We start from the raw sequence: 25,787 nt of genomic DNA on the forward strand, positions 1-25,787 counted from the left end.
CCGGAAACCCACGCCCCGGCCACCGCCACACCGCGCGCGGCCACAATGGCCTGATGGAACGCCTCCTCCACCTGGACCGCACCCTCGACGAACTCCACGGGCCCCCGTGGCCGCCCGCGCCGGCGGACACGACGCAACTCGTCGCCAGGGTCCACGCCTTGCGCAGCCGACCGCTGTCCACCCTGACCCCGGCGGACCTCCGCACGCTCGTCGCCCAGCAGGTGTCCCTCCCATACACCCTCCCCCTCGCCGTGACCCTGCTGCTCGAAGACCCGATGCTGGACGCGTACTTCTACGAGGGCGACCTCCTGCTCGCCGTCCTCGCCCTGCCCGCCTCGGCCTGGGCCCTGTTCCCGGACCTGGCCGCGCAGCTCACCGCGGCCGTCGAGGGCCTCCCGCCCGCCGCCACCGCCGAACTGGCCCGCCTGGCAGGGCCCGGCGGCCTGGGGCGCGTCGGGGAGTGAGTCGCGTCGACGGCGCGGCGTCGTGGGCGGCTTGTCCGGCTTAACATGCACATGATCACCACATCGGGGGGTAGTCATGACGTTCGACGCGGAGTGGGCAGAGCACAAGGCCGCCGCGCAGGCCGGGGAGCGGCCCGTTCCCCTGCGCCTCAATCAGGTGGCGCCCGAGCCCGGCGGCGGCGGCGCCGCGGGGAGCCTGGTGGCCGGGGTCTCGTCCATCAACGGCAACGCGAACCTGCTGATCGAGATCGCCGCGCTGCTGCACGAGGGCCGCCCCGACGGCGACGCGAGCACGATGGCCCGCGCGCCCCGGGCGCACCCCGATGTGGCGGCGCAGGCCCTCCGCTTCGCCCGGTTCGCCGACGACCAGTTCAAGGACACGGTCGCCCTGTTCGCCGGCCTGGCCACCCGCCTCAAGACCACCGGCACCAGCTTCGCCCGGGTGGACGACGACACCGCGGCCTCCTTCCTCCGCAGCATCGTGGAAACGGGCGTGTACCTGAAGCCGGAGGACAAGGACAGATGAGCAGCGGCCTGAGCTACCACGCCGACGTGAAGTTCATGGCGGAGTGCAATCCCGCGCTGGTCGAACGGAACGCGGCCGAGTTCCGCCGGCTGCGCGACCTCCTCGTACAGGTCGAGGAACCCGCCCGGCGGGCGGAGCGCACCAAGTGGGAGAGCGACGGGAGTACGACGTACTTCGCGCGTCTCACCGATGCCCGGGAGCTGGTGACCCACATGGCCGAGGGCTTCGACAAGGCCGCGAGCGCCCTGCACGCCTACGCCCTGGCGCTGGAGACGGCCAAGTCCCACTACCGCAACGGCGCCCGGTCGGAACGGGCGCTCGCCGCGCTCATCGGCACCAAGGGCGTCGCCATCACCAAGGTCGCCCAGCAGGCGGAGCCCATGCGCCAGTGGGAGGACATGCGCGCCACGACCGGCGTCTTCGACTTCCTGGCCGAAGTGACCATGGACGTGGACGACATCCGCGACGAGGCGAACCGGCTCCACGACGCCGCGGGCGGCGGCTTCCACCTCGCCAAGACCGTCGAGCAGGAGGCGCGCGACACCTGTGTCCACGCGCTGAAGCAGGCGTACGAGCTGATGCCCGCGCTCCGGGTCCAGGGCGGCGGCGAACGGCCCGACCTGTACGCCGCCATGGCCGACCTGCGCCGGGAGGGCGAGGAGGCGCGCAACAGCCCGCTGACCCATCTGCCGGGCAGCGGCCCGAAGCGGGAGATGCACGGGACGGTCGGGGAGAAGACCTACGTGTCGCCGGAGCTCAAGGACATCCGGATGCGCATCGCCGGGCTGCCGCAGGGCGAGGAGATGTACTGGAACCCGCCGGACGACGACCGGGAGAAGGCCCAGTGGATCTCCCGCAACAAGGAGGTCCTCCGGGCCGCCGCCCAGCACGCGGGACTGCCCGAGGAGCTGGTCGCGGGGATCGCCTGGAACGAGATCGCCGGACAGGGCGGTTACGTCGACGACTTCACCGACCACATCCGCCACACCGCCGCGTTCCCCCTGAGCCCCGTCACGCCCGAGAACCTTCCGAACCGGCTCGGCGGCGTGCCCGACCAGACCTCCTTCGGGCCGATCGCCATCCAGGTCCGGCGCGGCGCCGAAGTGCTCGGTTACGACCCCGCGCACCTCACGGAGGCCCAGCGCGCTCTCGTGGAGGAGTCCCTCCAGGACCACCGGCAGAACGCGTTCATAGCCGCCGGATTCCTGGCCCAGATCAAGTCGGAGACCCCGTACGCGGACGTGCCGGCCGACCAGTTGACCGACGCCCAGATGCGCGAGATCGCCGCCCGCTACAACGGCGGCCCGTACTGGGAGTCGCAGAAGGCGCAGGACTACGGTGACAACTTCACCGAGGGGCTCGGCCAGGTCAAGGAAGCGATGCGATGACGAATCCCCGCGAGAACACCGGCCTGCCCGAGGACCAGCGCTTCCTCAGGTGGGTCCTCGGGGTCCCGCTCGGCCTCCTCCACCTGCTCAACGCGTTCTTCGTCTACACGGCGGTGCGTTTCGGGCCGGCGGCCGAGTGGGACGATCCGGGCTACGCCGGAACGACGGCGATGGCCCTCTTCGCCCTCCTCTTCAGCGTGCTCGGGATCCTGATCACCCTCGTCCCGCCCGTCCGCCGCACCCTGGGCCCGTGGTGGTTCGCCCCGCCGGTCGTCCTCGGCGCGATCGCGTGGATCCGGATGGTGACGCTCGGATGAGGCTCCCCCGCGAGAACATCGACCTGCCCCAGGACCGGGGCTGCCTGCAGTGGGTGCTCGCGATCCCGCTCGTCCTGCTCTACGTCCCCGCCGCGTTCGCCTGTTACGCCGCGGTGGCCATGCGGCCCGAGTCGCCGTACGACCAGCTCCGCGAAGACGCCCGGTTCATGGGCAACTGCTCCGTCGTCCTGTGTCTGCTGGGGCTGCTGATCACCATCACCCCCGTCTTCCGGCGGACCATGGGCCGGTGGTGGTTCGCCGTGCCGTTCCTGCTCGCGACGGTTGCGTACTTCCGCGCGCAGACCGTCTGACGGCTGCGGCACGCCTCCCGGCAAACGCCGCAGCCCCCGCCCGGACGGGGGCGGGGGCTGCGGCGAGTGCGGGAGGTCAGGCCGCGACGGCGACCGGGGCCGGGGCGGTGGACGGCTCCTCGTCCAGCGCGGAGGCCGAGGCGGAGGCGTAGGCCTCCTTGTCCAGGATTCCCTCGCGGGCCGAGACGATGACCGGTACCAGGGCCTGGCCGGCCACGTTCGTGGCGGTGCGGATCATGTCCAGGATCGGGTCGATCGCCATCAGCAGGCCGACGCCGGCCAGCGGGAGGCCCAGCGTGGAGAGGGTCAGCGTCAGCATGACCGTCGCGCCCGTCAGACCGGCCGTGGCGGCCGAGCCGATGACCGAGACGAAGACGATGAGCAGGTACTCCTTGACGCCCAGCTGCACGTCGAAGATCTGCGCGATGAAGATCGCGGCGAGCGCCGGGTAGATCGCGGCGCAGCCGTCCATCTTGGTGGTGGCGCCGAACGGGACGGCGAAGGAGGCGTACTCCTTCGGAACGCCGAGGCGCTCGGTGACCTTCTGGGTGACCGGCATGGTGCCGACCGAGGAGCGGGAGACGAAGGCCAGCTGGATGGCCGGCCAGGCGCCCTTGAAGAACTGGAGCGGGTTGACCTTGGCGACCGTGGCGAGCAGCAGCGGGTAGACGCCGAACATCACGAGGGCGCAGCCGATGTAGATGTCGGCGGTGAAGGTCGCGTACTTGCCGATCAGGTCCCAGCCGTACGTGGCGATCGCGGTGCCGATCAGGCCGATGGTGCCGATCGGGGCGAGGCGGATGACCCACCACAGGGCCTTCTGGAGCAGCTCCAGGGCGGACTCGGCGAGGTCCAGGACGGGCTTCGCCTTGCTGCCCAGCTGGAGGGCGGCGATACCGGCGACGACGGCCAGGAAGACGATCTGAAGGACCTTCAGATCGGTGAACGGCGTGACGATGTCCGTCGGCACGATCCCGGTCAGGAAGTCGATCCAGGAGCCGGTCTTCTTGGGCTCCTTGCCGTCGGCCGCGGTGAGGCCGGTGCCCGAACCGGGGTCGGTCAGCAGGCCGATCGCGAGGCCGATGCCGACCGCGATCAGCGAGGTGATCATGAACCAGAGCAGCGTGCGCGAGGCGAGCCGCGCGGCGTTGTTCACCTTCCGCAGGTTGGTGATCGACACCAGGATCGCGAAGAACACGAGCGGGGCGATGGCCAGCTTCAGCAGCTGGACGAAGATGTCGCCGGTCTTCTCCAGGGTGGTGGCGAGCCAGCTGACGTCCTGGCTGCGGGCTATCCAGCCGAACAGGACGCCGAGCGCGAGACCGGCGACGATCTGGGCCCAGAAGGGGAACTTGAACGAGGCCTTGGCAGGGGCCTGGGGGGTCGCGGACACGGACACTCTCCGGAGGTGACGCACAAAGACAGGGGGGAAGTGCTGCAGTGGTGAGGCGGTGCGGCAGCCGGGAATGCCGGCCGGGACCGCTGCTGTATCGATTCAGCTCAACAGCAACAGGCCGCGGACGCGCGGCGGCAGAGGTCGACGTGCAGGCGCATCACGAGCGGAACGCTCGTGGTCGTCGGGTGCGCAGCTGTGGTCAACATGTTCAACACGCTAACACTTCTCCTTTGGGAATCTCAAAGGGGCCCTTTGAGACAACGGCGCACGAGGCCCTCTTGCGCCGGCCCGGAAAACACGACCGCCCCAGCGTTACGGGCGGTATACCCGGTGCTGGGGCGGTTCGATGTGTGATGAAGCCAACTGTGCCGTTACGAGCTCACGCGCGCCGCGTCGTCGGCCCGGTCCTCCTGGCTGCGGTTCGCGGCGAGCTTCTCCTTCGCACCCGCGACGCGCCCGGAGATCTGCTGGGACATCTCGTCGCGCTGCTTGCGCAGGAGGACGAAGGAGAGCGGGGCGGAGAGGACGAGGGCGAGCAGCACGACCCAGGCGGCGTTGGCGTCGCCGAGCCCGGCGGGCACCCACCCGAGCCGGACCAGGCCCGCGACGACGACGAGGCATCCGACGAAGATGCCCAGGCGCATCGCGGTGTATCGGATCGTTGCGCTCGGCTTGAGGGACACGGTGACCCCTTCTCTCTCGTCGTGGTCGTACGTCGGCGGGTGCGTCGGCAGCCGGCCGTACGCCGGCCGGTGCCCGTCCAGTGAAGCACGCCGGGGCCCCGCGCCGGCGCTCCGGGGTACGGGGCCGGGCGGCCGCGCCCGTCAGTACAGCGGCAGCAGCATCGTGATGTCGTCGCGGTCGTCGCCCGGGGCCACCCGGACCGCGCCGGGCACGCGGCCGACCTCCTTGTAGCCGCAGGCCGCGTAGAAGTCCTCCAGGCCGTGGCCGCCGCGGCAGGTGAGGCGGATCGCGTCGATGCCGCCGAGGGAGCGGGCCGCGGCCTCCGTCGCGGCCATCAGCTCGCGCCCGTAGCCCTTGCCCTGATGGCGCGGATGGACCATGACCGTGTACGCCCACAGCCAGTGGAGCTGCAGCCGGTGGGCGTTTCGGGTGAGGAAGGCGGTCGCGGCGACCGAGCCGTCCCCGTCGCGCCCGACGAGCAGGCGGCAGCTCCCGTCGGCGACGCCGGCGAGGTGCTTGTCGAGTGCGGGGCGGATGTCGTCGACGACGACGGGCGGTACGAAGCCCACGGCGCCGCCCGCGTTCGAGACGTCGGCCCACAGCCCGAGGATTCCATCACGCAGGGAAGGGTCGACGACCGGGTCCAGGGTGAAAGTAAGGGTCATTTTGCAAGTTTACCCATTACCTCATCGGCCGGTCCAGAAAAAGTTAAACCCCGGCCCATGGGCCGGGGTTAACTCACCGAGAGGGGGTCGGACGGGACCGACGGGACGTCAGACCCGCATCGCCTGCGGGGTCTCGCGCAGACCCGCGTCCGGACCGGGGTACTCGCGGATGATCTCGTAGCGCGTATTGCGCTCGACCGGGCGGAAGCCCGCTTCCCGGATCAGCTCCAGCAGGTCGTCACGGCCCAGCTTGTTCGGGGTGCCGTAGTTGTCCGCGTCGTGCGTGATCTTGTACTCGACGACCGAGCCGTCCATGTCGTCCGCGCCGTGCTGCAGCGCGAGCTGGGCGGTCTGCACGCCGTGCATCACCCAGAAGACCTTGACGTGCGGCACGTTGTCGAAGAGCAGCCGCGAGACGGCGAAGGTCTTCAGCGCCTCCGCGCCGGTCGCCATCGTGGTGCGCGCCTGGAGCTTGTTGCGCACCTTGCCGTCCTGCATGTCAACGAAGTCGTGCTGGTAGCGCAGCGGGATGAAGACCTGGAAACCGCCGGTCTCGTCCTGGAGCTCGCGCAGCCGCAGCACGTGGTCCACGCGGTGGCGCGGCTCCTCGATGTGCCCGTACAGCATCGTCGAGGGGGTCTTGAGGCCCTTCGAGTGCGCCAGCCGGTGGATGCGCGACCAGTCCTCCCAGTGGGTGCGGTGGTCGACGATGTGCTGGCGCACCTCCCAGTCGAAGATCTCCGCGCCGCCGCCGGTGAGCGACTCCAGGCCGGCCTCGATCAGCTCGTCCAGGATGTCGGAGGCCGACATGCCGGAGATCGTCTCGAAGTGGTGGATCTCGGTCGCCGTGAACGCCTTCAGCGAGACGTTCGGCAGGGCCTTCTTCAACTCCGAGAGCGAGCGCGGGTAGTAGCGCCACGGCAGGTTCGGGTGCAGGCCGTTGACGATGTGCAGCTCGGTGAGGTTGTCGTTCTCCATGGCCTTGGCCAGGCGCACGGCCTCCTCGATGCGCATCGTGTACGCGTCCTTCTCGCCCGGCTTGCGCTGGAAAGAGCAGTACGCGCACGAGGCGGTGCACACGTTCGTCATGTTGAGGTGCCGGTTGACGTTGAAGTGGACGACGTCACCGTTCTTGCGCGTGCGCACCTCGTGGGCGAGGCCACCGAGCCAGGCCAGGTCGTCCGACTCGTAGAGGGCGATGCCGTCCTCACGGGTCAGCCGCTCGCCGGAGCGGACCTTCTCCTCCAGCTCACGCTTGAGCCCAGCGTCCATGTGCCGGTCGCCTCCTCTAGATGCCTCTGCCTGTCCTGCGAACCCTGCCCCACCGTACTCTCAGGCTTCCTCGGGCAGCTCCCCGACCCGGTTCTCCCACTTCGTGGAGAGCACGATGGTGGTGCGGGTGCGCGAGACGCCCTTGGTGCCGGAGAGCCTGCGGATGATCTTCTCCAGGCCGTCCACGTCGTTGGCGCGCACCTTGAGCATGAAGGAGTCGTCGCCCGCGATGAACCAGCAGTCCTCGATCTCGTTGAGGTCGCGCAGCCGTCGGGCCACGTCCTCGTGGTCGGCGGCATCGGACATGGAGAGTCCGATCAGCGCCGTGACGCCGAGGCCGAGCGAACGCGAGTCCACCGTCGCGCGGTAGCCGGTGATGACGCCGGCCGTCTCCAGACGGTTGATGCGGTCGGTGACGCTGGGGCCGGAGAGGCCCACGAGACGGCCCAGCTCCGCGTACGAGGCACGACCGTTTTCCCGGAGTGCCTGGATGAGCTGCCTGTCCACCGTGTCCATTACGTGGAGCCTTCCATTATTCGGCGATCCTGCAAGTCTAGGTATAGAATCTAAGGCACACAGGGTCAACACCCTGTGAAATCTTTCGGCAGATCATTAACGATCTTCAGGAGTGGTTCACCGTGTTCACGATCGAGATGGCCCACGCACACATGCGACAGCTCCAGGAGCTGGCCAACCGATCCCGTGCCCACCAGCCCGCCGCCGCCTACCGCGTCGACAAGGCCCGCAAGCCGCTGTCCGGCAAGAAGGCCTAGTCACCACCGTTCGCCTCCCGGGGAATGCGGGAGCCTCCCAGTTCCCCCTCCCAGCGGCGGTACAGCCGGTGCGGCACCCCTGCCGCGTCCAGCACCCGCCCCGCGACGAAGTCCACCAGATCCTGGATGTGCGTCGCGCCCGCGTAGAACGCCGGAGAGGCGGGCAGCACGATCGCGCCCGCCTCGTCCAGCGCCACCAGATGCCGCAGCGTCTGCCCGTTCAGCGGGGTCTCCCGCACCGCGACCACCAGCCGGCGCCGCTCCTTGAGCGTCACGCTCGCGACACGCTGGAGCAGGTCCTTCGACAGTCCGAGCGCCACCCCCGCCACGCAGGCCGTGGACGCGGGGACGATCAGCATCCCCTTGACCGGGTACGAGCCCGAACTCGGGCCGGCCGCAAGGTCCCCCGCGCCCCAGTAGCGGACGTCGTCCAGTTCCGGGCGCGCGAAGGTCCCGGGCTTCCCGTCGGCCCCCCGCTGCAGCCACTCCCCCAGATCGTCCCGCCAGTGCGCGTCGCGGAAGGCGATCCCGGTCTCGTCCAACAGGGTGAGCCGCGAAGCCCGGCTGACCACCAGGTCGACGCTTTCCCCCGCCGCCAGCAGCCCGCGGAGCACCGCCGCCGCGTACGGCGTCCCGGACGCCCCGGAAACCCCGACCACCCACGGGGTGCGCTTGCGCTCAGTCATACCTCCGAGACTATCCGGCCACCGCCGACGGGCACTCGGTAAGGTGCCTGGACGTTCCGTACTTGGGGCGCTACGAGGGGGACGGACACGATGAGCACGACGAGCACGACGGTGCATCAGGGCGAGTGGCGGCAGGGCGACCGCGCGAAGGCCGCCGCGAAGCTCATGCTGGGCTGGGTGGCACTGCTGTGGGCCCTGGAGGCCGTCGACTACGTCACCGGGCACGCGCTGGACGCGTACGGGATCGTGGCCCGCGACCCGGACGGCCTGACGGGCGTCGTCACCGGGTCCTTCCTCCACCTCGGCTTCGACCACGTCGCCTCCAACAGCGTTCCGCTGCTGGTCCTCGGTTTCATAGCGGCCCTGTCCGGGATCCGGCACTTCCTCGCGGTGTGCGGGCTGATCATGCTGGCCGACGGCATCGGCACCTGGCTGATCTCCCCGTCGGACACCATGACCCTGGGCGCCTCGGGCGTCGTCTTCGGCCTCTTCGGCTACCTGCTCGTCCGCGGCTTCGTGGAGCGCAAGGTGCTGGGCGTCGCCGTCGCCCTGGGCATCGCGGCCGTCTGGGGCGGCACGATCGTCACGGGCATCCTCCCGACGGACGCGGGCGTCAGCTGGCAGGGACACCTCTGCGGCCTGGTCGGCGGCGTGGCGACGGCCCTGCTCTACCGCCGCCCGGCCCGCCGGCGGCCCGTCCTCACGGGCTGACGGCAGAGGGGTCCACGGGCGGGCCGCAGGCTGCTCAGAAGGTCAGCCCCCGGACCACGAGATCCAGCAGGGCGCACACGAACAGGGCAATGCCGATGAAGCCGTTGACCGTGAAGAAGGCGCGGTTCAGGCGGGACAGGTCGTGCGGGGTCACTATGGTGTGCTCGTAGAAGAAGGCGACGACGACGATCGCCAGGCCCACCCAGAACGGCACGCCCGCGTCGGTGGCGAGGGCGTAGCAGGCCAGCAGGGCCGTGGTCACGACGTGGGCGCCGCGGGCGCCCCAGAGGGCGGCCGGGACGCCGTAGCGGGCCGGGACGGACTTGACGCCGTCCGCGCGGTCCGAGGCCACGTCCTGGGAGCCGAAGATCAGGTCGAAGCCGCCGATCCACACGCCCACCGCCAGGCCCAGGATGACCGCGTCCCAGGACCACGCGCCGGTGACCGCCAGCCAGGCACCGATCGGCCCTATGGCCTGGGCCAGGCCCAGTATGGCGTGCGGGAAGTTCGTGAACCTCTTGCCGTACGGGTACACCACCATCGGGATCACCGCGACGGGCGCCAGCATCAGGCAGAGCGGGTTCAGCAGGGCCGCCGAACCGAGGAAGACGAGGAGCGCGATCCCGGCGCCGGTCCAGGCCGAGCGGACCGACACGGCGCCGGTGACCAGCTCGCGGCCGGCCGTGCGCGGGTTGCGGGCGTCGATCTCGCGGTCGATGATCCGGTTGGCCGCCATCGCGAAGGTGCGCAGCCCCACCATGCAGACGGTGACGAGCAGCAGCTTGCCCCAGTGCACGTTCCGGTCGAGCTGGAACATGGCGGTGAGCGCGGCGATGTAGGCGAAGGGCAGCGCGAAGACCGAGTGCTCGATCATCACGAGCCGCAGGAAGGCCTTGACCTTGCCGCTCGCCTGCGGCGTGGGGCCGGGTCCGAGGACGCCCTCGGCGGTGGTCATCATGCGAGATCCCTCCGGAACTGTTCGAGTTCGGCCCTCAGCCCGTCGAGCGGTACCGGCCCTGTCTCCATGTCGAGGTGATTGGTCCGGTCGCCGTCGGACGGCTCCCCGGGGCCGGTGAGCGCGACCCGGACCTCGTCGTCACCGATCCGCAGTCTCGGGGTCACCCAAGGCTCCGGTGGAACTCTTCCAGGTGGGCCAGGAGCGAAGTTGTGGGGACCGGGTCCAGCTCCAGGGTCGCGGGCTCGGCCTCCTCGTCCTCGCCCTCGGGCGGGGTGATCCGGGCGGTGAAGGCGTAGCCGTCGGCGCCGGCCGGGCGGACGTCGAGGCGGAGCACGGCTCCGGCCTCGACCGTGCATGCCTCGCCGGTGCCCAGCGCGAGCCGCAGCCGCTCGGCGAAGTCCTCGGCTTCGGCGTCACGCAGACCGGGCAGCTCGAAGCCACCGCCCTCGCCGTCCTCCTGTTCCCACATCAGCGCCCAGACGTCGCCGGGGCCCGCGAACTCCTCGGCCGTCACGCCCGCCCGCTCGGCGGCCAGCCGGACGCCCGGGTCGGTGGGGTCGATCTGTGGCCGTTCGAGGGTCACGTAGGCGGTGGGGCTGCCGATGAGCAGGCCAGGGCCCGTGACGGGGATCGGGCTCACAGGCCGTACTCCTTCCAGCGGCGGTCCACGAGGGCGGCGGTCGCCGGGTCGGACTCGACCATGTCGGGCCAGCCGCCGTCGCGGGTGTAGCCCTCCTCGGGCAGCTTCTTCGTCGCGTCGATGCCCGCCTTGCCGCCCCAGAACTGCTGGTACGAGGCGTGGTCCAGGTGGTCCACCGGCCCCTCGACGACGGTGAGGTCGCGGGAGTAGTCCGTGTTGCCGAGGGCCCGCCAGGACACCTCGTGCAGGTCGTGGACGTCGCAGTCGGCGTCCACCACGATGATCAGCTTGGTCAGCGACATCATGTGCGCGCCCCAGATGGCGTGCATGACCTTCTGCGCGTGCTTGGGGTACTTCTTGTCGATCGAGACGATCGCGCAGTTGTGGAAGCCGCCCGACTCCGGCAGGTGGTAGTCCACGATGTCCGGAACGATGATCTTGAGGAGGGGAAGGAAGAACCGCTCCGTGGCCCGCCCCAGCGGCCCGTCCTCGGTCGGCGGCCGGCCGACCACGATCGACTGGAGCAGCGGACGCCTGCGCATCGTCACGCAGTCGATCTTCAGGGCCGGGAACGGCTCCTGCGGGGTGTAGAAGCCGGTGTGGTCGCCGAAGGGACCCTCCGGAAGCATGTCGCCGGGCTCCAGCCAGCCCTCGATCACGACCTCGGCATGGGCCGGGACCTGCAGCGGGACGGTCTTGCAGTCGACCATCTCGATCCGCTTGCCGGCGACGAAGCCGGCGAAGAGGTACTCGTCGATGTCGCCCGGCAGCGGCGCGGTGGACGCGTACGTCACCGCGGGCGGGCAGCCGAAGGCGATCGCGACCGGCAGCCGCTCGCCGCGCTTGGCGGCGACGGCGTAGTGGTTGCGGCTGTCCTTGTGGATCTGCCAGTGCATGCCGATGGTGCGCTTGTCGTGGCGCTGGAGGCGGTAGAGGCCGAGGTTGCGCACGCCCGTCTCGGGGTGCTTGGTGTGGGTCAGGCCGAGGTTGAAGAAGGACCCGCCGTCCTTGGGCCACGTGAAGAGCGCCGGCAGCTGGTCGAGGTCCACGTCGTCGCCGGTGAGGACGACCTCCTGGACGGGCGCGGAGTCGCCCTTCACCTTCTTCGGCGGCACGTGGACCATCGAGCCGAGCTTGCCGAAGGCCTCGCGGACCCCGATGAAGCCCTGCGGCAGCTCCGGCTTGAGCAGGCCGCCGATCTTCTCGCTGATCTCGCCGTACGACTTCAGGCCGAGGGCCTTCAGGAGGCGGCGGTCGGTCCCGAAGACGTTCATGGCCAGCGGCATGGCCGAGCCCTTGACGTTCTCGAAGAGGAGGGCCGGGCCCCCCGCCTTGTTCACTCTGTCGACGATCTCCCCGACCTCCAGGTACGGGTCGACTTCGGCCTTGATGCGCTTGAGGTCGCCCTCCCGCTCCAGAGCCCGGAGCAGCGAGCGGAGATCGTCGTAAGCCATAGGGGCAAGTATCCGTCACCAACTACTCTGGAGGTGTCACCGGGGCCCGAGCGGGCCTGCCGTCACTGCCGGGGAGTCGGTTCCACACCGTGCTGCGCTATCTGCCGTTCCTGCTGATCCTCGCGCTGACCGTCTATGCCTTCATCGACTGCCTGAACACGCCCGAGGAAGAGGTCAAGCACCTCCCCAAGGTGGTGTGGGTGATCATCATCCTGCTGTTCTCCATCGTGGGACCGGTGGTGTGGCTGTTCGCGGGCAAGAAGCGCTCGGCCGTCGGCGGTGGCGGTCGCGGGGCCCGGGGGCGGACCCGGTGGGTCGCGCCCGACGACAACCCGGAGTTCCTGAAGTCCCTGCGCGACGAGCAGGACAACAAGGACAAGAAGGACAAGGACCAGGACTAGGACTAGGACCGGTCCGGCACGGCCGCCGGGTCCGCCTGCGGCAGGGCGCCGACCAGCCACCGCATGTTCTTGCGCCGGACGGCGATGAGCACCTCGCGCTCCCCGTCCCGGCACTGGGCCACCAGGCACGGGCGCGCGGAGCGGCCGACGTACAGGTCCTTGGCGCCGGGGTCCGAGGCGAAGACCGGGCGGACCCTCTCCAGCACCAGCCCGGAGGGCAGCGGGGTGCGGCCGTGGGTCCCGGTCGGGTCGATGCTGAAGGCGAGCACCCCCGGGGCCACCACGAGGTAGGGCTTCGGGCCGAAGACCGTGTTGTCCCCCAGGACCTGGGCCTCGATGACGTGAACCCGCTCGTCACGGCGCGGCGCCACCACGATCGTGTCGCTGTCGCCGCGCACGCGCTGGTAGAGCCAGACGGCGCCGATGACGAGGACGGCGAGACCGGCGCCGGCGCCGCTCAGGTACAGGGCCTCCTCGATCCGGGCGTCCCCGATCATGGGCAGGCCCACCACCCCCGCGGCCAGGAGGATCAGGGTCACGGTGGGCACCCCGATCTGCCAGGGGTCGGCCCGCCGGGAGCGGTGGGACAGCCAGCGCTGCCAGGAGCCGACCCAGACCAGCAGCGCCCCGAGGACCAGCAGCAACGCCCCCCAGCCGAACGGCACCGCGTACGCGCGGTACGGATTCGCCTCGGTGAAGGCGGTGTGCGCGTACCCGGGGCCGTAGGTGACGTATCGGACCTCACCGCGCCAGCTGACCAGCCGCACCGGGTCGCCCGCCGCAGGGACCGTCCGGTGGAAGTCCTGCTCCAGGTCGACGCGCCGCCTCTTCCCGTCACCTCGCACGACCTCGATGTGCTCGGTCCTGGAGAGACCCCCGCTCATCCCGTACCGCTCCAGCGTCGCCGGGACCGAGCTCCGGCACTGCGCCTCCGCGCGGGGCGGCAGGCCGGGGGCGCAGGCCTGCGCGGCGGCGAAGTCGCGGGCGGCCGCGTCGGCGGTCCGCACGGGCACCAGCATCAGGAGAGCACCCGCCAGCAGTGCGACCGCGCCTATCCCGATCGGGAGCGTCGTCGCCTGCCAACTCATGTGGTTCGCCGGTCTCTTGGGGTCGTCTTCGGAGATCATGGAGCCAAGGGTGCCTCAGGCGGGAACGTTTCGGCCGGAGGCTTTCAGCGCCGCGCGCGAAGGCACGTACGGCGCCCGAGTTGTCGGCCTTGCGCCAGACCAGGCCGTAGCCGACCGGCTCGGCGTCCGCGAAGGGGACGCAGGAGACGCCCGGGCGGGCGTGGTACGTCGCCGTGTGGGCCGCCGTGAGCAGCGCGCCCCGGCCGGCCAGCGGGTGCCCGGCGGCCACGGCCAGCACCCGGGCCTCTGCGAGGAGCGCCGGCCCCTCCCCCAAGCCAACTTCACGGATCGGGAATTCGGCGACCTGTACGTCGAAGTCGCCGCTGCGCAGCCGCCCGTACGGGTCGGAGAGCGGCACCTCGCACACCTCGACCGCCGGCCCGGGGTGGGTGGCGCGCAGGGCCTCGGCCGTCTCGATGGCGAGCTCCCCGGTGGGCGGGGTGGTGAAGCCGACGTGCAGGACGCCGCCGGCGGCGCGGGCGGCGGCCGCGGCCCGTTCGAGGGCGGCGGCGATGCCCCGGCGGTGGGGTTCGAGGTCGTCCCGCAGCCGGCGGCCGAGGGCGGTGAGGGCGACGCTGCGGCTGGTGCGCAGGAAGGGCAGCACACCGGGGCTGCGGCGGACGGACGCGGGCCGGGTGGTGGCCGGGGCGGGCGCCGGGGCCGGTTCACCGGCCCCGGGCCCGGCCGCCCCGGCCCCCGGTGCGGCGGCCGCGCGCTCCTGACCCCTTCGGGTCACTGCGCCCAGGGCAGGACGCGGGTGCCCTCGGTCCCCGGGACGGTGACCACCCCGTCGGCGCGCATGGCCACGTACGCCTCGAAGTTCTCGCGGGCGTGGATCCGGCGCAGTACGCCGGGCGGAAGGACCAGGGTCTGGCCGGCGGCGACCTTCTCGGTGCGCCCGTCGCAGGTGACCTCCAGGGAGCCGGCGGTGAGCAGCCAGACCTGCTCGCGGTTGACGGAGTGCTCGGGTCCGGTGCTGCCGGCGGCCATGTCGACGTGCCAGGTGCTGAGCTCGGAGCTGCCCCGGCTGGGGGCGGCGTGGCCGGTCATGGTGGCGTTCGGGGTGGCGGTGACGTGCTCGGGCGAAACGGTGATGACGTGCAAGGCGGTCCTCGTCTTCTCGTCGCAAGTGAGTCAAGCTGCTTTACTCGACTGAGTGAGTAAAGCAGCTTGACTCGGTTGTGTCACCATATTTGCGTGACGAGAGACGAGAACGAGGGCGTCGAGCTGACCTTCCTGCTCGGGCTGGGCTTCCAGCTGGTGCTGGGCGAGTTCACCCGGCGCGTCGCCGAGGCCGGATACCCGGACCTGCGCCCCCTGCACGGCATGGCCTTCCAGGCCCTGAAGGGCCCCGGCGCCACCGCCACGGAGCTCGCCGAACGGCTCGGGGTGACCAAGCAGGCCGCCGGACAGATCGTCGACGACCTGGAGAAACGCGGCTACGTCCGGCGCGAGCCGCACCCCGGGGGCGGCCGCCGCAAGCTGGTGGTGCTGACCCCGGCCGCCGATGCCCACCTCGACGTCGCGGGCCGGATCCTGCACGAACTGGAGGCCGAACTGGCCGGCAGCGCCGACCTCACGGTCCTGCGCCAGGAGCTCGGGCGCCTCGTGCGCGCGCTCCACGGGGACGGCGCTCTGCCGCCCCTGCGCCCGGTGTGGTGAGGGCGGGCGGTGGCTAGGCCCTGGTGAAGGAGGCGTAGGCGTCGCGCAGCTGCGACCAGCGGGCGTCCGTCCAGGCCGCCCAGTTCGCCGGCCGGCCGGCCAGCGCGGATTCCAGCAGCTCGAAGTGCTCGTGCCAGCCGGCCAGGCAGTCGAGGCGCTCGTTCTCCGGCCCGCCGCGCTCGTTAACGAACCGGATCACCGTCGAATCGGTCCCGACCGCCTCCAGGTGGAAGCGGATCCGCCCGTGCTCGGTGACCGTGTACTCCGCGACCCGTTCCACGTCCCAGGCGGTGACCCGCCCGGTCGCCACGGTCCCGGTGTTCAGCCAGCGCAGCGTGACCGCCCCGCCGAGCCTGCGCTCCAGGACGTCCGCCGCGGCCAGCCAGCCGCGCAGCCCTTCGGGCGTGGTCAGGGCGGGCCAGAGCGCCGCGTAGGAGTACGGCAGGTGCAGCTCGAAGCGGAGCAGCCAGCGGTCTTCGCCGCGGCGCTCGCTGGTGGCGTGGCTCACGAGAGACATGCCACCAGCGTCCCACTCCCGCCGGTCAGACGCCCGAGTAGGAGTGCAGGCCGTTGAGGAACATGTTCACGCCGTAGTAGTTCCAGATCCAGCAGGCGAAGGCGAAGAGCGCGAGGTACGCGGCCTTGCGGCCCTTCCAGCCGGCGGTGGCGCGGGCGTGCAGGTAGGCGGCGTACGCCACCCAGGTCACGAAGGACCACACCTCCTTGGGGTCCCAGTTCCAGTAGCGACCCCAGGCGTCGCCGGCCCAGATCGCGCCCGCGATGATCGTGAAGGTCCACAGCGGGAAGACGGCGGCGTTGATCCGGTACGAGAACTTGTCGAGGGAGGCCGCGGAGGGCAGCCGCTCCATGACGGACGCGTAGAACTTCCCCGCGGTCCGGCCGTTCGCGAGCCGGCCCTCGTAGGCGTCGCGGAAGAGGTAGAGGACCGCGCCGGCCGCGCCGATGTAGAAGACGGCGCCGCAGAAGATCGCGGTGGAGACGTGGATCCACAGCCAGTACGAGTGCAGGGCCGGGACCAGCTGGTCGCTGTCGGTGTAGAGGATCTTGACGGCGATGCCGAGGTCCAGCAGCACGCTGGTGACCAGGATCAGGCCGAGCCAGCGGACGTTCTTCTTCAGGGCGAGCAGCGCCAGGTACGTGCCGACGGCCACCGTGGAGAAGGTGATCGAGAACTCGTACATGTTGCCCCACGGGGCCCGCTGCACCGACATCGCGCGGGCGAGGACGCCGCCCGCCTCGATGAGGAAGGCGAGCGCGGTCAGCGAGATCGCGATCCGCCCGTAGAGGTCGCCCTGCACGGTGCCGCCGCCGGCGCCGGGGCCGTCCGGCACGTCGCGGGTGCCGGCGGCCGAGCGGGTGACGACCTTCGGCTGGTCGAGGACGGCCGTGCCGCCGCCCTTGCCGCGGACCTGCACGGCGGGGGCGTCCTGGGCCCCGTCGGCGCCGGTCAGCGCGGCAGCCGTACGGGCCACCTTGCTGCGGCTGCCGAAGGTCCACTCGGCGATGTGCGCGAAGAAGGCGAGCGTGTAGACCGCCATCGACGAATAGATCAGGTAGTTGCTGATCTGAGCCAGATTCTCATTGGCTGCGGCTGCGAGCGGCGTCATCCGCGCTCTCCTTCAGGGGTTTCTTCGACACGTGGTTCGGCAAGTGCGGCGGGCGCGGTCGGCGCCTGTTGGTGCAGCGCGGCGGCGAGGGCGGCCAGCTCCTGCGGGAGCCTGGCGGACTCGCTGCGGCCCAGACCCGCCATTTCGACGACGGTCACGCCGTCCGGGCCGGCCACCGCGCGGACCCAGATCCGGCGGCGCTGGATGAACAGGGATCCGGCCAGGCCCGCGATGGCGGCGATCGCGCCGGCGAGGGCGAGGCCGCTGCCGGGCTGGTGGGTGACGGAGAAGGTGGCCCACCGCTCGATGCCCTCGAACTTCACGGTGCCCGCGCCGTCCGGCAGGGTCATCGTGTCGCCGAGCGAGAGCTTCTGCTTGAAGGCCTCGCCGGACTCGTCCTTGAAGGACTGCATCTTGTCCGTCTTGAGCACGTAGACGTTCTGCGGCAGGCCCGAGTCCACGCCGAGGCTGCCGTGCCACGCGTTGAGCATGAGCCGCGGCTGGAGCACGGCCGGGAACTGGGAGAACATCGTGCCCTGGCCCTCGCCGGCGTAGGTCGGCACGAAGACGGCGTTGAAGCCGAGCTGCTCCTGCTTGCCGTTCTTGTCCTTGTAGCCGTCGGTGACCTTGATCGCTCCGGTGGAGGTCAGGTTGGAGTCCTGCGGCAGCATCGGCACGGCGTCCTTGAAGATCACCTTGCCGGTGGGGTCGGTCACCGAGATGATCGGCGCGTAGCCGTGGCCCAGCAGGTAGACCTTGGAGCCGTCGACGTGCAGGGGCTTGTTGACCTGGATCTCGCGCTTCTGCGGCTTGCCGTGGGCGCCGTCGCTGAAGGTGACGTACGCCTTGAAGTCGCGCGGGGTGCCCTTCTGCGGGCCGGTCAGCTCGTACGTCGCGTCGAACCGGTCCAGCGTGAAGCTGAACGGCGGCAGGTCGTCGGGGTGGAAGAGGGTGCCGGCCTTGAAGTCGTCGTACTGGGTGAGCGTGTTCGAGAAGCCGGTGCCGCGCAGGACCAGCTTGCCGCCCTCGGACTTGAAGTACTGGCCCCAGGCGAAGGCCACCAGCATCACGATCAGCGCGACGTGGAAGATCAGGTTGCCGGCCTCGCGGAGGTAGCCCTTCTCCGCCGCGACGTGTCCCTCGCCGGCCTCGGTGCGGAAGCGGCGCCCGCGGAGCACCGCCGTGGCGTACGAGAGGACCTCGTCCGGAGTCTTCCCGGTGCGCCAGGTGGTGTGGGCGGGGAGCCGGTCGAGCCGCTTGGGGGCGCCCGGCGGGCGGCCGCGGAGCTGGCCGACGAACTGCCAGGAGCGCGGCAGGATGCAGCCGACCAGCGAGATGAACAGCAGCAGGTAGATCGCGGAGAACCACACCGAGCTGTAGACGTCGAAGAGCTGGAGCTTCTCGGCGACGGTCACCCAGGACGCGTGGGTGCGCTTCCAGTCGATGACCTTCGTCTCGTCGACGTTGCTCTGCGGGATGAGGGAGCCGGGGATGGCGCCCAGGGACAGCAGGAAGAGCAGGATCAGCGCCACCCGCATGGAGGTGAGCTGCCGCCAGAACCAGCGGGCCCAGCCGATCACGCCGATGCCGACGGCCGGCCCGGTGGGGCTGTCCTCCAGGGGGGCGGTGGAGAGCTGGGCTCCGGCCACGGCCTCCGCGGGGTCCGCGGCGGCGGACTCGGTGGCGTCCGCAGCGGCGGACTCGGGCGACGCCTCGGAGGGTGCCTTGTCAGTCGTACTCATGTCCGTGTAGTCCTCAGATCCCCACCGTGAAGCTTTGGGTCCAGCTCTGCATGTCGCTGACGATGCTGGCCCACATTCCTGTGACGAGCAGCAGACCGGTCAGGATCAGCATGCCTCCGCCGATGCGCATCACCCACGCATAGTGCTTCTTCACCCAGCCGAATGCGCCGAGCGCCTTGCGGAACGCGACCGCGGTGAGGATGAACGGCAGACCGAGTCCGAGGCAGTAGGCGACGGTCAGCAGCGCGCCCCGGCCGGCGCTCGCCTGGTCGAGGGAGAGCGTGGTGACGGCCGCGAGGGTCGGGCCCATGCAGGGGGTCCAGCCGACGCCGAAGAGCACGCCGAGCAGCGGGGCGCCGATCAGGCCCGCCGTCGGTTTCTTGTGGAAGCGGAACTCCCGCATCGTCAGACCCGGTATCGCGCCCATGAAGAAGAGGCCGAGAACGATCACCAGGCCGCCCAGGACCCGGGAGATGATCTCGTTGTTCTCCCGGAGGGTCTCCCCGAAGTAGCCGAAGAGCGCGCCGGTGGACACGAAGACGGCGGTGAAGCCGGCGATGAACAGGGCCGCGCCCGCCAGCATCCGCCCGCGCCGCGCCTCGGCGAGGTCGGCTCCGCTGACGCCGGTCACGTAGGAGAGGTAGCCGGGGACCAGCGGGAGCACGCAGGGCGAGAAGAAGGAGACGAGCCCGGCGAGGACCGAGATGGGCAGGGCCAGCAGCAGCGCCCCGCTCAGCACGGTGGTGTTCACGCCGGCCGCCTCGGCGGCGAGCACGTAGTCGACCACGAGGTCACTGCTCCGCGAGGATCGGGTCGATCATCGAGCGCAGTTGCTCCTCGCCCAGCGGGGCCAGGGTGCGGGCGGCGATCTTGCCCTCCCTGTCGAGGATGATCGTGGAGGGGATCGCGTTCGGGTTGAGCGTGCCCTTGGGGAAGCGCAGCATCAGCTTCCCGGCCGGGTCGTAGAGGCTCGGGTAGGTGATCCCGAAGGTCTCCTCGAAGGAGACCGCGTTCTGCGTGCTGGTGTCGCGGGTGTTGATGCCGACGAAGGCGACGTCCTTGCCGGCGTCGGCCAGTTCCTTGGAGACCTTCGCGAAGGCGGGGGCCTCGGCGCGGCACGGCGGGCACCAGGAGCCCCAGACGTTGAGGACGACGACCTTGCCCTTGAGGGTGGTGGTGTCGAGGGTCTTGCCGTCGACGGTTTCGCCGTCGAGCTTGGGGGCCTCGGAGCGCTCCCCCTTGGCGGCGGTGGAGATGCCGGTCGCGCCCGTGACGTAGTTGCCGCCGGTGGAGGTCGTCTTGCCGCCGTCCGAGCCGCTGCAGGACGTCAGGGCCATGACGCCCGCGACGGTCACCGCGGTCAGGACGGGCAGCAGGGTGGCGCGGCCGCTGGTCGAGCGGCGGCTACTTCGACGGACAGCAGCGCGGCTAAGGCTCATGTGAAAAGTTTCGCATGAGCAATTCGCGGATCTACCGCGCCCCCCGCAGGGGTGTCAATGCCCTGGTCAGGCAATGGCCGGGCGCAGACCGGCCAGCTGTCGGCCCGCGGCCGGGCCGTCGTCAGGCCGTCGTCAGGCCGTCGTCAGGCCGTCGTCAGGCCGTCGTCAGGTACGTGTTCCACCCGCCGGCCGGCAACTGGCCCGGGCCGAGTCCGCGGAGCCTGGCGAGCACCTTGGGGTCCTGGACATCCAGCCAGTCGGCGAACTGCCGGAAGGATACGAGCCGTACATCCCTTTTGTCCGCCATGCCTTTGAGGGCTTCCTCCACGGCGTCCATGTAGATGCCGCCGTTCCACTCCTCGAAGTGGTTGCCGATGAAGAGCGGCGCGCGGTTGGTCTCGTAGGCCCGCCGGAAACCGCCGAGGTAGGTGGCCGTGGCCTGGCTGCGCCAGGCCGGGTAGTTGGCGGGCACGCCCCTCGTGGTGTTCTTCGACTGGTTGGCGAGGATGTTGTAGTCCATCGAGAGCACCTCGAAGGAGTGCCCGGGGAACGGCAGGGACTGCAGCGGCAGGTCCCAGACGCCGGACCGGCGCACCGGCCAGACCTGGAGGCCGCCGGGCGAGCTGGAGTCGTAGCGCCAGCCCAGCCTCTGGGCGGTCGGCAGCAGGTTGTCCCGGCCGAGGAGGCAGGGGGTGCGGGCGCCGGTCAGCTCCTTGCGGTAGTCGAAGGGCAGGGGGTCGAGGTCGGTGAAGCCGGTGTGGGTGCGCCAGTTGGTGACGAACGACACAGCCTGGTCGATCTCGCTCTGCCAGTCGTCCGGGGTCCACCGGCCGACGGAGCCGGCCCCGCCGCAGAAGTGGCCGTTGAAGTGCGTGCCTATCTCGTGCCCGTCGAGCCAGGCCTCGCGGACGTACTTCAGGGTGGAGCGGACGTTCTCGTCCTTGAGGTAGCCGATGTCCGAGGCCCCGACCGGGTTGTTCGGCGGCCGGTAGAGGCTCCGCTTCGACTCGGGCAGCAGGTAGATGCCGGAGAGGAAGAAGGTCATGGCCGCACCGTGGTCCCTGGCGAGCTTGAGGAAGCGCGGGAAGAGGCCGTTGCCGATCTCTCCCGCGCCGTCCCAGCTGAAGACGACGAACTGCGGCGGGGTCTCGCCCGGCTGCAGGGGTACGGGCTTGTCCGGCTGGTTCGGCTGCGGGCCGGTGTCGGCGGTGGAGCCGTCACCGATGACCTCGGCCGGCTTCCCGCCGGGCTTGGGGTTCTTGATCGGCCCGGGGGTGCCGGGCTCGGTCCTGCCGGGTGAGCCGCAGCCCGCGATCCCCACCGCGGCGGCAGCCCCGAGCCCGAGTCCGAGCACTCCCCTTCGACTGAAGTCGCCCACGCCACCCTCCCCGTCGTCCCTCGCAAGCCCGCGTCGAATTCCATATAAACGGACAATTCAGAGCGACTTGCGGCATTGGAAGGGTGATTCCCGGCGCAACTTGTATTTATTTAGGTAAAACTGTAACGCTTCGTAACAGAGTGTCGATCATGGAGCGGGACGGCGTAACGATCCGTCAGGCGCCGAACGCCTTGGACGCACCCTTGACCGGCTTCGCGCCGGCCAGCAGGTGCGCCGGGACCAGGTCCCTGGCCGGCTCGCTGTAGCCCACCGACACCAGCTTGTCGCCCTGGAACGTGAAGGACGTCAGCGAGGCGAGGGTGCACTGGCGGCGGCGCGGGTCGTGCCACAGCCGGCGCTTCTCCGCGAAGCTGCGCACGATCCAGATCGGCAGCTGGTGGCTGACCGCCACGGCCTCGTGGCCGCGGGCCGCGTCGCGCGCGGCCTCCAGCGCGCTCATCATCCGGACCACCTGCTCGACGTACGGCTCGCCCCAGGAGGGCTTGAACGGGTTCGTCAGGTGCTTCCAGTTGCCGGGCTTGCGCAGTGCGCCGTCCCCGACGCCGAAGGTCTTGCCCTCGAAGACGTTCTCCGCCTCCAGCAGCCGGGCGTCGGTCGCCAGGTTCAGGCCGTGGACCTTGGCGATCGGCTCCGCCGTCTCCTGCGCCCGCTCCAGCGGGGAGGACACCACGTAGGAGATGTCCCGGCCCTTGAGGTGCTCGGCGACCCGGTCCGCCATCTGACGGCCCAGCTCGGAGAGGTGGTAGCCCTCGCGGCGCCCGTACAGGACCCCGTCCGGGTTGTGCACCTCGCCGTGGCGCACCAGGTGCACGACGGTGATCTCGCTGCTGCTCATGCGGTGGCCTCCGCGGCGGCTCGGGCGGCGGCGGGCAGCGCTGCCGCGATGCGCTCGACCGCCCGCTCGTCGTGGGCGGTGGAAACGAACCAGGACTCGAAGGCGGACGGCGGCAGGTAGACGCCCTGCGCCAGCATCGAGTGGAAGAAGCCGTTGAAGCGGAAGCTCTCCTGCTTCTTGGCGTCGTCGTAGTTGCGCACCTCGTCCTCGGTGAAGAAGACGGAGAACATGTTCGACGCGGTCTGCAGCCGGTGCGCCACGCCCTCCTTGGCCAGCGCCCCGCTGACCAGGCCCTGGATCTCCTTCGACACCGCGTCGACCTTCTCGTACGCGGCCGCGTCCAGCAGGCGCAGCTGCGCGAGGCCGGCGGCGGTGGCGATCGGGTTACCGGAGAGGGTGCCGGCCTGGTAGACCGGGCCGGCGGGCGCGAGGTGGCCCATGACGTCGGCGCGGCCGCCGAAGGCCGCCGCCGGGAAGCCGCCGCCCATGACCTTGCCGAAGGTCATCAGGTCGGGCTTGACCCCGTCGACGCCGTACCAGCCGGCGCGGGAGGTGCGGAAGCCCGTCATCACCTCGTCGGAGATGTACAGGGCGCCGTTCTCGCGGCAGAGGTCGGCGAGCCCCTGGTTGAAGCCCTCCGTCGGGGTCACGACGCCCATGTTGCCGGGCGCGGCCTCGGTGATCACGCAGGCGATCTCGCCGGGGTGCGCGGCGAAGGCCGCCCGGACCGCTTCCAGGTCGTTGTAGGGGAGGACGATCGTGTCGCCGGCCTGCGCGCCCGTCACACCGGGGGTGTCCGGCAGGGCGAAGGTCGCGAGCCCGGAACCGGCCGCGGCCAGCAGCGCGTCCACATGGCCGTGGTAGCAGCCGGCGAACTTCACGACCTTGGCCCGGCCGGTGAAACCGCGCGCCAGGCGGATCGCCGACATCGTGGCCTCCGTCCCCGAGGAGACGAGCCGCACCTGCTCGACGGGCTCGATGCGCGCCACGATCTCCTCGGCGAGCGCCACCTCGCCCTCACCGGGCGTGCCGAAGGAGGTGCCGCGGGCCACGGCCGCCTGGACGGCCGCGATCACCTCGGGGTGGGAATGGCCGAGGATCATCGGTCCCCACGAGCACACGAGGTCGACATACTCCCGACCGTCGGCATCGGTGAGGTACGGACCGGTGCCGGACACCATGAACCGGGGCGTACCGCCCACGGCGCGGAAGGCGCGCACGGGAGAGTTCACGCCGCCGGGGGTCACGAGGGAGGCGCGCTCGAAGAGCGTCTGCGAAACTGGGGCTTCATACGGGTACGGGTAGCTCACACCAGCCATGGTCTCAGAGGCCGCGACAGACTTGCGGACGGGCGTTTCACCGCGTCGCCGCGGGGGAGGTCACTGCCATGATGATCAGGCTGCGTGGCGGGGGCCGCGGGGCCGGGGCAAGCAAGACCAGTCGGGTGGAGATATGCAACGCGGTGGTGGACCGGGCGAGGGTACGGACGGCCTCGATCCGCAGCGCGCCCGCGAAGCCCGCGAGGCCCGCCGCCGGGGCAAGCACCGCCGTGCCACGGAGGCGGCCGACGCCGTCCCGGGGCCCACGACGCCCGCCGAGGACCCGCCCAGGGGTCGCGGCATGGGTGTGACGTACAAGTACTTCGGCGCCCCCGACGGAGCCACGGCGGCCCGCGTCCCGGTCACCATGCGGCCCGAGGAGCTCGGCGGCGACGAGCTCGGCATGGGCGGCCTCTTCACCAAGATCAAGCCGGAGACGGTGGCCGCGATGGTCCTGACCGGCATCGAGGGCATACCCCTGCACAAGGTCCCGCCGCTGGAGCTGGTCGTCCTCCACCCCGACTACGCGGTGGTCAAGCTCCCCATGACGGTGGTCGACCCGCTGCGCGGCATCGGCGAGGAATCGGTGGGCGCGGCGGCCTTCATCTGGTCCACGGTCCCGGACCGCGGCGGCCCGAGCGACGCCTTCAACGTCTACCAGCTGCTCCACGAGTGGCAGGACTTCTCCCACCGGCTGCATGAAGCCGGGCACCAGCCGTACTGCCTGGTCTGGCCCTGACCTGACCATGCTCATTGGACGACATGCGCCTCGCAGGAAACCTGTCGGTCGCCGTCGATCGCCCAGCGCCGAATGACGCCCCACGCCCGGCTCGAAGGGTGTGGGGCGTCATCCGTTCCCGTCAGGGCACTGCCTGGTCTGGCGCTGACCTGCTTCTTTCGTCACCCGTAGGCGGCCCGGTAGCGGACTGCGGCGCACTCTCCGCCTTCGCGCACTGCTCCTGACGCCAGCTCCTGACGCCACGTCACTCACATAGACCATTTTTTCTGATTTATCGCCTATTGCTATGAAATATGCGTGACTCCACCGACGTGACGGCGTATCACTACCTCGGGTGGGAAGTCGCTCTCGGTCCCCGCTCACGGGGAGCCTGCGCGCCTGCGCAGGTAGGGGCTTGCGGCCCTGAGTAGCCATCGTCACGGGCGCTCGGGAACCTCCTTCGGGAGGACTGAGACCCCAAGCAACAAGAAAGGTCCTGCTGTGGCATTGGATGTCATCCGGTCGGGTCCACCCGACAAAAAGCCTCGACGCAGTCTGTTCAAACGGGGAGTCCTCGTCCTGCTCCCCGCAGCGCTCCTGGCGGCGGCAACCCTGGTCCCGAACCTCGCTCACGCCCTGGAAGCCCCCGTGAACCTGGGGACCGCCACCAATTACGCGGTCCTCGCCGGTTCGACGGTCACCAACACGGGCCCCACCGTCATCAACGGCGATCTGGGGCTCCACCCGGGCACTTCGGTGACCGGCTTCCCGCCCGGCATCGTCAACGGAACGCAGCACATCACCGACGCCGCCGCCGCTCAGGCGAAGTCCGACCTCGTCATCGCCTACAACGACGCGGCAAGCCGGGGACCCGGCACCGCCACTCCGCCCGACATCGGCGGACTGACGCTGGCGCCCGGCGTCTACACGGCCTCGTCGACACTGAACCTGACCGGAACGGTCACTCTCGACGGCCAGAACAACCCCGAGGCCGTCTTCATCTTTCAGATCCCCTCGACCCTGATCACGGCTCCGAACAGCGTCGTAGCCCTGATCAACGGAGCAAATGCCTGCAACGTGTTCTGGCAGGTGGGCAGCTCCGCCACGCTCGACACGAACACCCAGTTCAAGGGCAACATCCTGGCCCTGACGTCCATCACGCTGAACACCGGCGCCGTGCTCGAGGGCCGCGCCCTGGCGCGCAATGGCGCGGTGACGCTGGACACCAACACCATCACGAGGGCGGCCTGCGCCGTTGGCCCGCCCGGGCCG

31 protein-coding genes and 1 pseudogene are annotated in these 25,787 nt (G+C 70.5%); 11 read left to right on the top strand and 21 right to left on the bottom strand.

Translation table 11 applies throughout. From position 1 onward, the window contains the following. The first annotated feature begins 53 nt into the window (after window positions 1–53). The 5 genes from PV721_RS22700 (at window position 54) to PV721_RS22720 (ending at window position 3,006) form a co-directional block, all read left to right on the top strand. Window positions 54–464 (top strand): contact-dependent growth inhibition system immunity protein, encoded by a 411-nt coding sequence (locus PV721_RS22700; RefSeq protein ID WP_319727245.1) that lies wholly within the window; start codon window positions 54–56, stop codon window positions 462–464. A 76-nt stretch (window positions 465–540) separates the two neighbouring features. Next, entirely contained in the window at window positions 541–990 is a 450-nt protein-coding gene (locus PV721_RS22705; protein WP_319727247.1) for a hypothetical protein, read from the top strand. Beyond that, window positions 987–2,378 carry a hypothetical protein gene (locus tag PV721_RS22710; protein ID WP_319727248.1) on the top strand — a complete coding sequence of 464 codons (1,392 nt, stop codon included), beginning with the start codon at window positions 987–989 and terminating at the stop codon, window positions 2,376–2,378. The genes PV721_RS22705 and PV721_RS22710 overlap by 4 nt, the downstream gene beginning before the upstream one ends. Beyond that, on the top strand, window positions 2,375–2,695 hold the full coding sequence (locus tag PV721_RS22715) for a hypothetical protein (protein WP_319727250.1): 321 nt from the start codon (window positions 2,375–2,377) through the stop codon (window positions 2,693–2,695). Before PV721_RS22710 ends, PV721_RS22715 begins: the two co-directional genes overlap by 4 nt. Continuing rightward, window positions 2,692–3,006 carry a hypothetical protein gene (locus tag PV721_RS22720; protein ID WP_319727252.1) on the top strand — a complete coding sequence of 105 codons (315 nt, stop codon included), beginning with the start codon at window positions 2,692–2,694 and terminating at the stop codon, window positions 3,004–3,006. The genes PV721_RS22715 and PV721_RS22720 overlap by 4 nt, the downstream gene beginning before the upstream one ends. 76 nt (window positions 3,007–3,082) lie before the next feature. Here the strand turns inward: PV721_RS22720 and PV721_RS22725 are convergent, their stop codons facing one another. The 5 genes from PV721_RS22725 to PV721_RS22745 form a co-directional block, all read right to left on the bottom strand. After that, window positions 3,083–4,405 carry a dicarboxylate/amino acid:cation symporter gene (locus tag PV721_RS22725; protein WP_319727253.1) on the bottom strand — a complete coding sequence of 441 codons (1,323 nt, stop codon included), beginning with the start codon at window positions 4,403–4,405 and terminating at the stop codon, window positions 3,083–3,085. Window positions 4,406–4,773: 368 nt separating this feature from the next. Next, a complete protein-coding gene (locus PV721_RS22730) occupies window positions 4,774–5,046 on the bottom strand; it encodes a DUF4229 domain-containing protein (protein WP_319727282.1) in 273 nt (90 codons plus the stop codon). Between the two features lie 180 nt (window positions 5,047–5,226). Continuing rightward, on the bottom strand, window positions 5,227–5,751 hold the full coding sequence (locus PV721_RS22735) for a GNAT family N-acetyltransferase (RefSeq protein ID WP_319727254.1): 525 nt from the start codon (window positions 5,749–5,751) through the stop codon (window positions 5,227–5,229). Between the two features lie 108 nt (window positions 5,752–5,859). Then, window positions 5,860–7,023, bottom strand: a complete 1,164-nt coding sequence (gene mqnE / locus PV721_RS22740; RefSeq protein ID WP_030710107.1) for an aminofutalosine synthase MqnE — start codon at window positions 7,021–7,023, stop codon at window positions 5,860–5,862. Between the two features lie 60 nt (window positions 7,024–7,083). Continuing rightward, window positions 7,084–7,539 carry an Lrp/AsnC family transcriptional regulator gene (locus tag PV721_RS22745; protein ID WP_030710106.1) on the bottom strand — a complete coding sequence of 152 codons (456 nt, stop codon included), beginning with the start codon at window positions 7,537–7,539 and terminating at the stop codon, window positions 7,084–7,086. Between the two features lie 122 nt (window positions 7,540–7,661). On the opposite strand from PV721_RS22745, the gene PV721_RS22750 reads away from it, so the two are divergent. Then, a complete protein-coding gene (locus PV721_RS22750) occupies window positions 7,662–7,796 on the top strand; it encodes a hypothetical protein (protein WP_267884487.1) in 135 nt (44 codons plus the stop codon). Here PV721_RS22750 and PV721_RS22755 read toward each other — a convergent pair. Next, window positions 7,793–8,482, bottom strand: a complete 690-nt coding sequence (locus tag PV721_RS22755) for a UbiX family flavin prenyltransferase (RefSeq protein ID WP_319727256.1) — start codon at window positions 8,480–8,482, stop codon at window positions 7,793–7,795. The genes PV721_RS22750 and PV721_RS22755 overlap by 4 nt on opposite strands. A 90-nt stretch (window positions 8,483–8,572) precedes the next feature. Between PV721_RS22755 and PV721_RS22760 the strand changes: the two genes are divergently transcribed. Then, on the top strand, window positions 8,573–9,193 hold the full coding sequence (locus tag PV721_RS22760; protein ID WP_319727257.1) for a rhomboid family intramembrane serine protease: 621 nt from the start codon (window positions 8,573–8,575) through the stop codon (window positions 9,191–9,193). 34 nt (window positions 9,194–9,227) lie between these two features. Here PV721_RS22760 and mqnP read toward each other — a convergent pair whose 3' ends face one another. Genes mqnP through PV721_RS22780 form a run of 4 tightly spaced genes read right to left on the bottom strand, consistent with a single transcriptional unit; the run spans window position 9,228 to window position 12,245 of the window. Next, window positions 9,228–10,151 (bottom strand): menaquinone biosynthesis prenyltransferase MqnP, encoded by a 924-nt coding sequence (gene mqnP, locus PV721_RS22765; RefSeq protein ID WP_416371155.1) that lies wholly within the window; start codon window positions 10,149–10,151, stop codon window positions 9,228–9,230. Further along, window positions 10,148–10,315: a hypothetical protein gene (locus tag PV721_RS22770; protein ID WP_319727259.1), complete on the bottom strand. Its 168-nt coding sequence runs from the start codon at window positions 10,313–10,315 to the stop codon at window positions 10,148–10,150. The genes mqnP and PV721_RS22770 overlap by 4 nt, the downstream gene beginning before the upstream one ends. Further along, entirely contained in the window at window positions 10,312–10,791 is a 480-nt protein-coding gene (locus PV721_RS22775; RefSeq protein ID WP_319727261.1) for a hypothetical protein, read from the bottom strand. The genes PV721_RS22770 and PV721_RS22775 overlap by 4 nt, the downstream gene beginning before the upstream one ends. Continuing rightward, window positions 10,788–12,245 (bottom strand): menaquinone biosynthesis decarboxylase, encoded by a 1,458-nt coding sequence (locus PV721_RS22780; protein WP_319727262.1) that lies wholly within the window; start codon window positions 12,243–12,245, stop codon window positions 10,788–10,790. Before PV721_RS22780 ends, PV721_RS22775 begins: the two co-directional genes overlap by 4 nt. Before the next feature lie 89 nt (window positions 12,246–12,334). Between PV721_RS22780 and PV721_RS22785 the strand changes: the two genes are divergently transcribed. Next, entirely contained in the window at window positions 12,335–12,646 is a 312-nt protein-coding gene (locus tag PV721_RS22785; protein ID WP_319727263.1) for a PLD nuclease N-terminal domain-containing protein, read from the top strand. A gap of 2 nt (window positions 12,647–12,648) precedes the next feature. Here the strand turns inward: PV721_RS22785 and PV721_RS22790 are convergent, their stop codons facing one another. The 3 genes and pseudogenes from PV721_RS22790 to PV721_RS22800 all read right to left on the bottom strand — a co-directional run bounded on the left by PV721_RS22790 (window position 12,649) and on the right by PV721_RS22800 (window position 14,877). Then, window positions 12,649–13,773 (bottom strand): hypothetical protein, encoded by a 1,125-nt coding sequence (locus tag PV721_RS22790; protein WP_319727284.1) that lies wholly within the window; start codon window positions 13,771–13,773, stop codon window positions 12,649–12,651. A 190-nt stretch (window positions 13,774–13,963) separates the two neighbouring features. After that, window positions 13,964–14,509 (bottom strand): annotated as a pseudogene (locus tag PV721_RS22795) (LysR substrate-binding domain-containing protein); the annotation flags it as partial. Beyond that, window positions 14,506–14,877: a cupin domain-containing protein gene (locus PV721_RS22800; RefSeq protein ID WP_319727265.1), complete on the bottom strand. Its 372-nt coding sequence runs from the start codon at window positions 14,875–14,877 to the stop codon at window positions 14,506–14,508. The gene PV721_RS22800 and the pseudogene PV721_RS22795, both read right to left, overlap by 4 nt. A 93-nt stretch (window positions 14,878–14,970) precedes the next feature. On the opposite strand from PV721_RS22800, the gene PV721_RS22805 reads away from it, so the two are divergent. Next, window positions 14,971–15,435: a MarR family winged helix-turn-helix transcriptional regulator gene (locus tag PV721_RS22805; protein WP_319727268.1), complete on the top strand. Its 465-nt coding sequence runs from the start codon at window positions 14,971–14,973 to the stop codon at window positions 15,433–15,435. Window positions 15,436–15,448: 13 nt separating this feature from the next. On the opposite strand, the gene PV721_RS22810 is transcribed toward PV721_RS22805, so the two are convergent. The 8 genes from PV721_RS22810 to hemL all read right to left on the bottom strand — a co-directional run bounded on the left by PV721_RS22810 (window position 15,449) and on the right by hemL (window position 23,797). Beyond that, window positions 15,449–15,952, bottom strand: coding sequence for an SRPBCC domain-containing protein (locus tag PV721_RS22810; protein ID WP_319727269.1), 504 nt, complete (start codon window positions 15,950–15,952; stop codon window positions 15,449–15,451). A gap of 25 nt (window positions 15,953–15,977) precedes the next feature. Beyond that, on the bottom strand, window positions 15,978–17,063 hold the full coding sequence (ccsB, locus tag PV721_RS22815; protein ID WP_319727271.1) for a c-type cytochrome biogenesis protein CcsB: 1,086 nt from the start codon (window positions 17,061–17,063) through the stop codon (window positions 15,978–15,980). Next, window positions 17,060–18,805 (bottom strand): cytochrome c biogenesis protein ResB, encoded by a 1,746-nt coding sequence (gene resB / locus PV721_RS22820; protein ID WP_319727273.1) that lies wholly within the window; start codon window positions 18,803–18,805, stop codon window positions 17,060–17,062. Before resB ends, ccsB begins: the two co-directional genes overlap by 4 nt. Before the next feature lie 13 nt (window positions 18,806–18,818). After that, window positions 18,819–19,592: a cytochrome c biogenesis CcdA family protein gene (locus PV721_RS22825; RefSeq protein ID WP_319727274.1), complete on the bottom strand. Its 774-nt coding sequence runs from the start codon at window positions 19,590–19,592 to the stop codon at window positions 18,819–18,821. 4 nt (window positions 19,593–19,596) lie between these two features. Beyond that, on the bottom strand, window positions 19,597–20,244 hold the full coding sequence (locus tag PV721_RS22830) for a TlpA disulfide reductase family protein (protein WP_319727276.1): 648 nt from the start codon (window positions 20,242–20,244) through the stop codon (window positions 19,597–19,599). Window positions 20,245–20,398: 154 nt separating this feature from the next. Next, on the bottom strand, window positions 20,399–21,622 hold the full coding sequence (locus PV721_RS22835; protein WP_319727277.1) for a hypothetical protein: 1,224 nt from the start codon (window positions 21,620–21,622) through the stop codon (window positions 20,399–20,401). A 175-nt stretch (window positions 21,623–21,797) separates the two neighbouring features. Continuing rightward, complete coding sequence (locus PV721_RS22840; RefSeq protein ID WP_319727278.1) at window positions 21,798–22,478, bottom strand: histidine phosphatase family protein; 681 nt, start codon at window positions 22,476–22,478, stop codon at window positions 21,798–21,800. Beyond that, window positions 22,475–23,797, bottom strand: a complete 1,323-nt coding sequence (gene hemL, locus PV721_RS22845; protein ID WP_319727279.1) for a glutamate-1-semialdehyde 2,1-aminomutase — start codon at window positions 23,795–23,797, stop codon at window positions 22,475–22,477. Before hemL ends, PV721_RS22840 begins: the two co-directional genes overlap by 4 nt. A 133-nt stretch (window positions 23,798–23,930) precedes the next feature. Between hemL and PV721_RS22850 the strand changes: the two genes are divergently transcribed. Both PV721_RS22850 and PV721_RS22855 read left to right on the top strand, forming a co-directional pair. Beyond that, window positions 23,931–24,536, top strand: coding sequence for a hypothetical protein (locus PV721_RS22850; protein WP_319727280.1), 606 nt, complete (start codon window positions 23,931–23,933; stop codon window positions 24,534–24,536). A 627-nt stretch (window positions 24,537–25,163) separates the two neighbouring features. Next, window positions 25,164–25,787: ice-binding family protein (locus tag PV721_RS22855; protein WP_319727281.1), on the top strand; the 624-nt coding region annotated here is incomplete at its 3' end.

This window comes from Streptomyces sp. MB09-01, from assembly GCF_033794505.1.
In the GTDB taxonomy this organism is placed as follows: domain Bacteria; phylum Actinomycetota; class Actinomycetes; order Streptomycetales; family Streptomycetaceae; genus Streptomyces.

What these genes read in the sequence shown, in the direction of transcription:
- PV721_RS22700 (WP_319727245.1), top strand. Translation starts at nt 54, where the DNA reads ATGGAACGCCTCCTCCACCTGGACCGCACCCTCGACGAACTCCACGGG.
- PV721_RS22705 (WP_319727247.1), top strand. Translation starts at nt 541, where the DNA reads ATGACGTTCGACGCGGAGTGGGCAGAGCACAAGGCCGCCGCGCAGGCC.
- PV721_RS22710 (WP_319727248.1), top strand. Translation starts at nt 987, where the DNA reads ATGAGCAGCGGCCTGAGCTACCACGCCGACGTGAAGTTCATGGCGGAG.
- PV721_RS22715 (WP_319727250.1), top strand. Translation starts at nt 2,375, where the DNA reads ATGACGAATCCCCGCGAGAACACCGGCCTGCCCGAGGACCAGCGCTTC.
- PV721_RS22720 (WP_319727252.1), top strand. Translation starts at nt 2,692, where the DNA reads ATGAGGCTCCCCCGCGAGAACATCGACCTGCCCCAGGACCGGGGCTGC.
- PV721_RS22730 (WP_319727282.1), bottom strand. Translation starts at nt 5,046, where the DNA reads ATGCGCCTGGGCATCTTCGTCGGATGCCTCGTCGTCGTCGCGGGCCTG.
- PV721_RS22735 (WP_319727254.1), bottom strand. Translation starts at nt 5,751, where the DNA reads ATGACCCTTACTTTCACCCTGGACCCGGTCGTCGACCCTTCCCTGCGT.
- mqnE (WP_030710107.1), bottom strand. Translation starts at nt 7,023, where the DNA reads ATGGACGCTGGGCTCAAGCGTGAGCTGGAGGAGAAGGTCCGCTCCGGC.
- PV721_RS22745 (WP_030710106.1), bottom strand. Translation starts at nt 7,539, where the DNA reads ATGGACACGGTGGACAGGCAGCTCATCCAGGCACTCCGGGAAAACGGT.
- PV721_RS22755 (WP_319727256.1), bottom strand. Translation starts at nt 8,482, where the DNA reads ATGACTGAGCGCAAGCGCACCCCGTGGGTGGTCGGGGTTTCCGGGGCG.
- PV721_RS22760 (WP_319727257.1), top strand. Translation starts at nt 8,573, where the DNA reads ATGAGCACGACGAGCACGACGGTGCATCAGGGCGAGTGGCGGCAGGGC.
- mqnP (WP_416371155.1), bottom strand. Translation starts at nt 10,151, where the DNA reads ATGATGACCACCGCCGAGGGCGTCCTCGGACCCGGCCCCACGCCGCAG.
- PV721_RS22780 (WP_319727262.1), bottom strand. Translation starts at nt 12,245, where the DNA reads ATGGCTTACGACGATCTCCGCTCGCTGCTCCGGGCTCTGGAGCGGGAG.
- PV721_RS22790 (WP_319727284.1), bottom strand. Translation starts at nt 13,773, where the DNA reads ATGATCTCCGAAGACGACCCCAAGAGACCGGCGAACCACATGAGTTGG.
- PV721_RS22810 (WP_319727269.1), bottom strand. Translation starts at nt 15,952, where the DNA reads ATGTCTCTCGTGAGCCACGCCACCAGCGAGCGCCGCGGCGAAGACCGC.
- ccsB (WP_319727271.1), bottom strand. Translation starts at nt 17,063, where the DNA reads ATGACGCCGCTCGCAGCCGCAGCCAATGAGAATCTGGCTCAGATCAGC.
- resB (WP_319727273.1), bottom strand. Translation starts at nt 18,805, where the DNA reads ATGAGTACGACTGACAAGGCACCCTCCGAGGCGTCGCCCGAGTCCGCC.
- PV721_RS22830 (WP_319727276.1), bottom strand. Translation starts at nt 20,244, where the DNA reads ATGAGCCTTAGCCGCGCTGCTGTCCGTCGAAGTAGCCGCCGCTCGACC.
- PV721_RS22840 (WP_319727278.1), bottom strand. Translation starts at nt 22,478, where the DNA reads ATGAGCAGCAGCGAGATCACCGTCGTGCACCTGGTGCGCCACGGCGAG.
- hemL (WP_319727279.1), bottom strand. Translation starts at nt 23,797, where the DNA reads ATGGCTGGTGTGAGCTACCCGTACCCGTATGAAGCCCCAGTTTCGCAG.
- PV721_RS22850 (WP_319727280.1), top strand. Translation starts at nt 23,931, where the DNA reads ATGCAACGCGGTGGTGGACCGGGCGAGGGTACGGACGGCCTCGATCCG.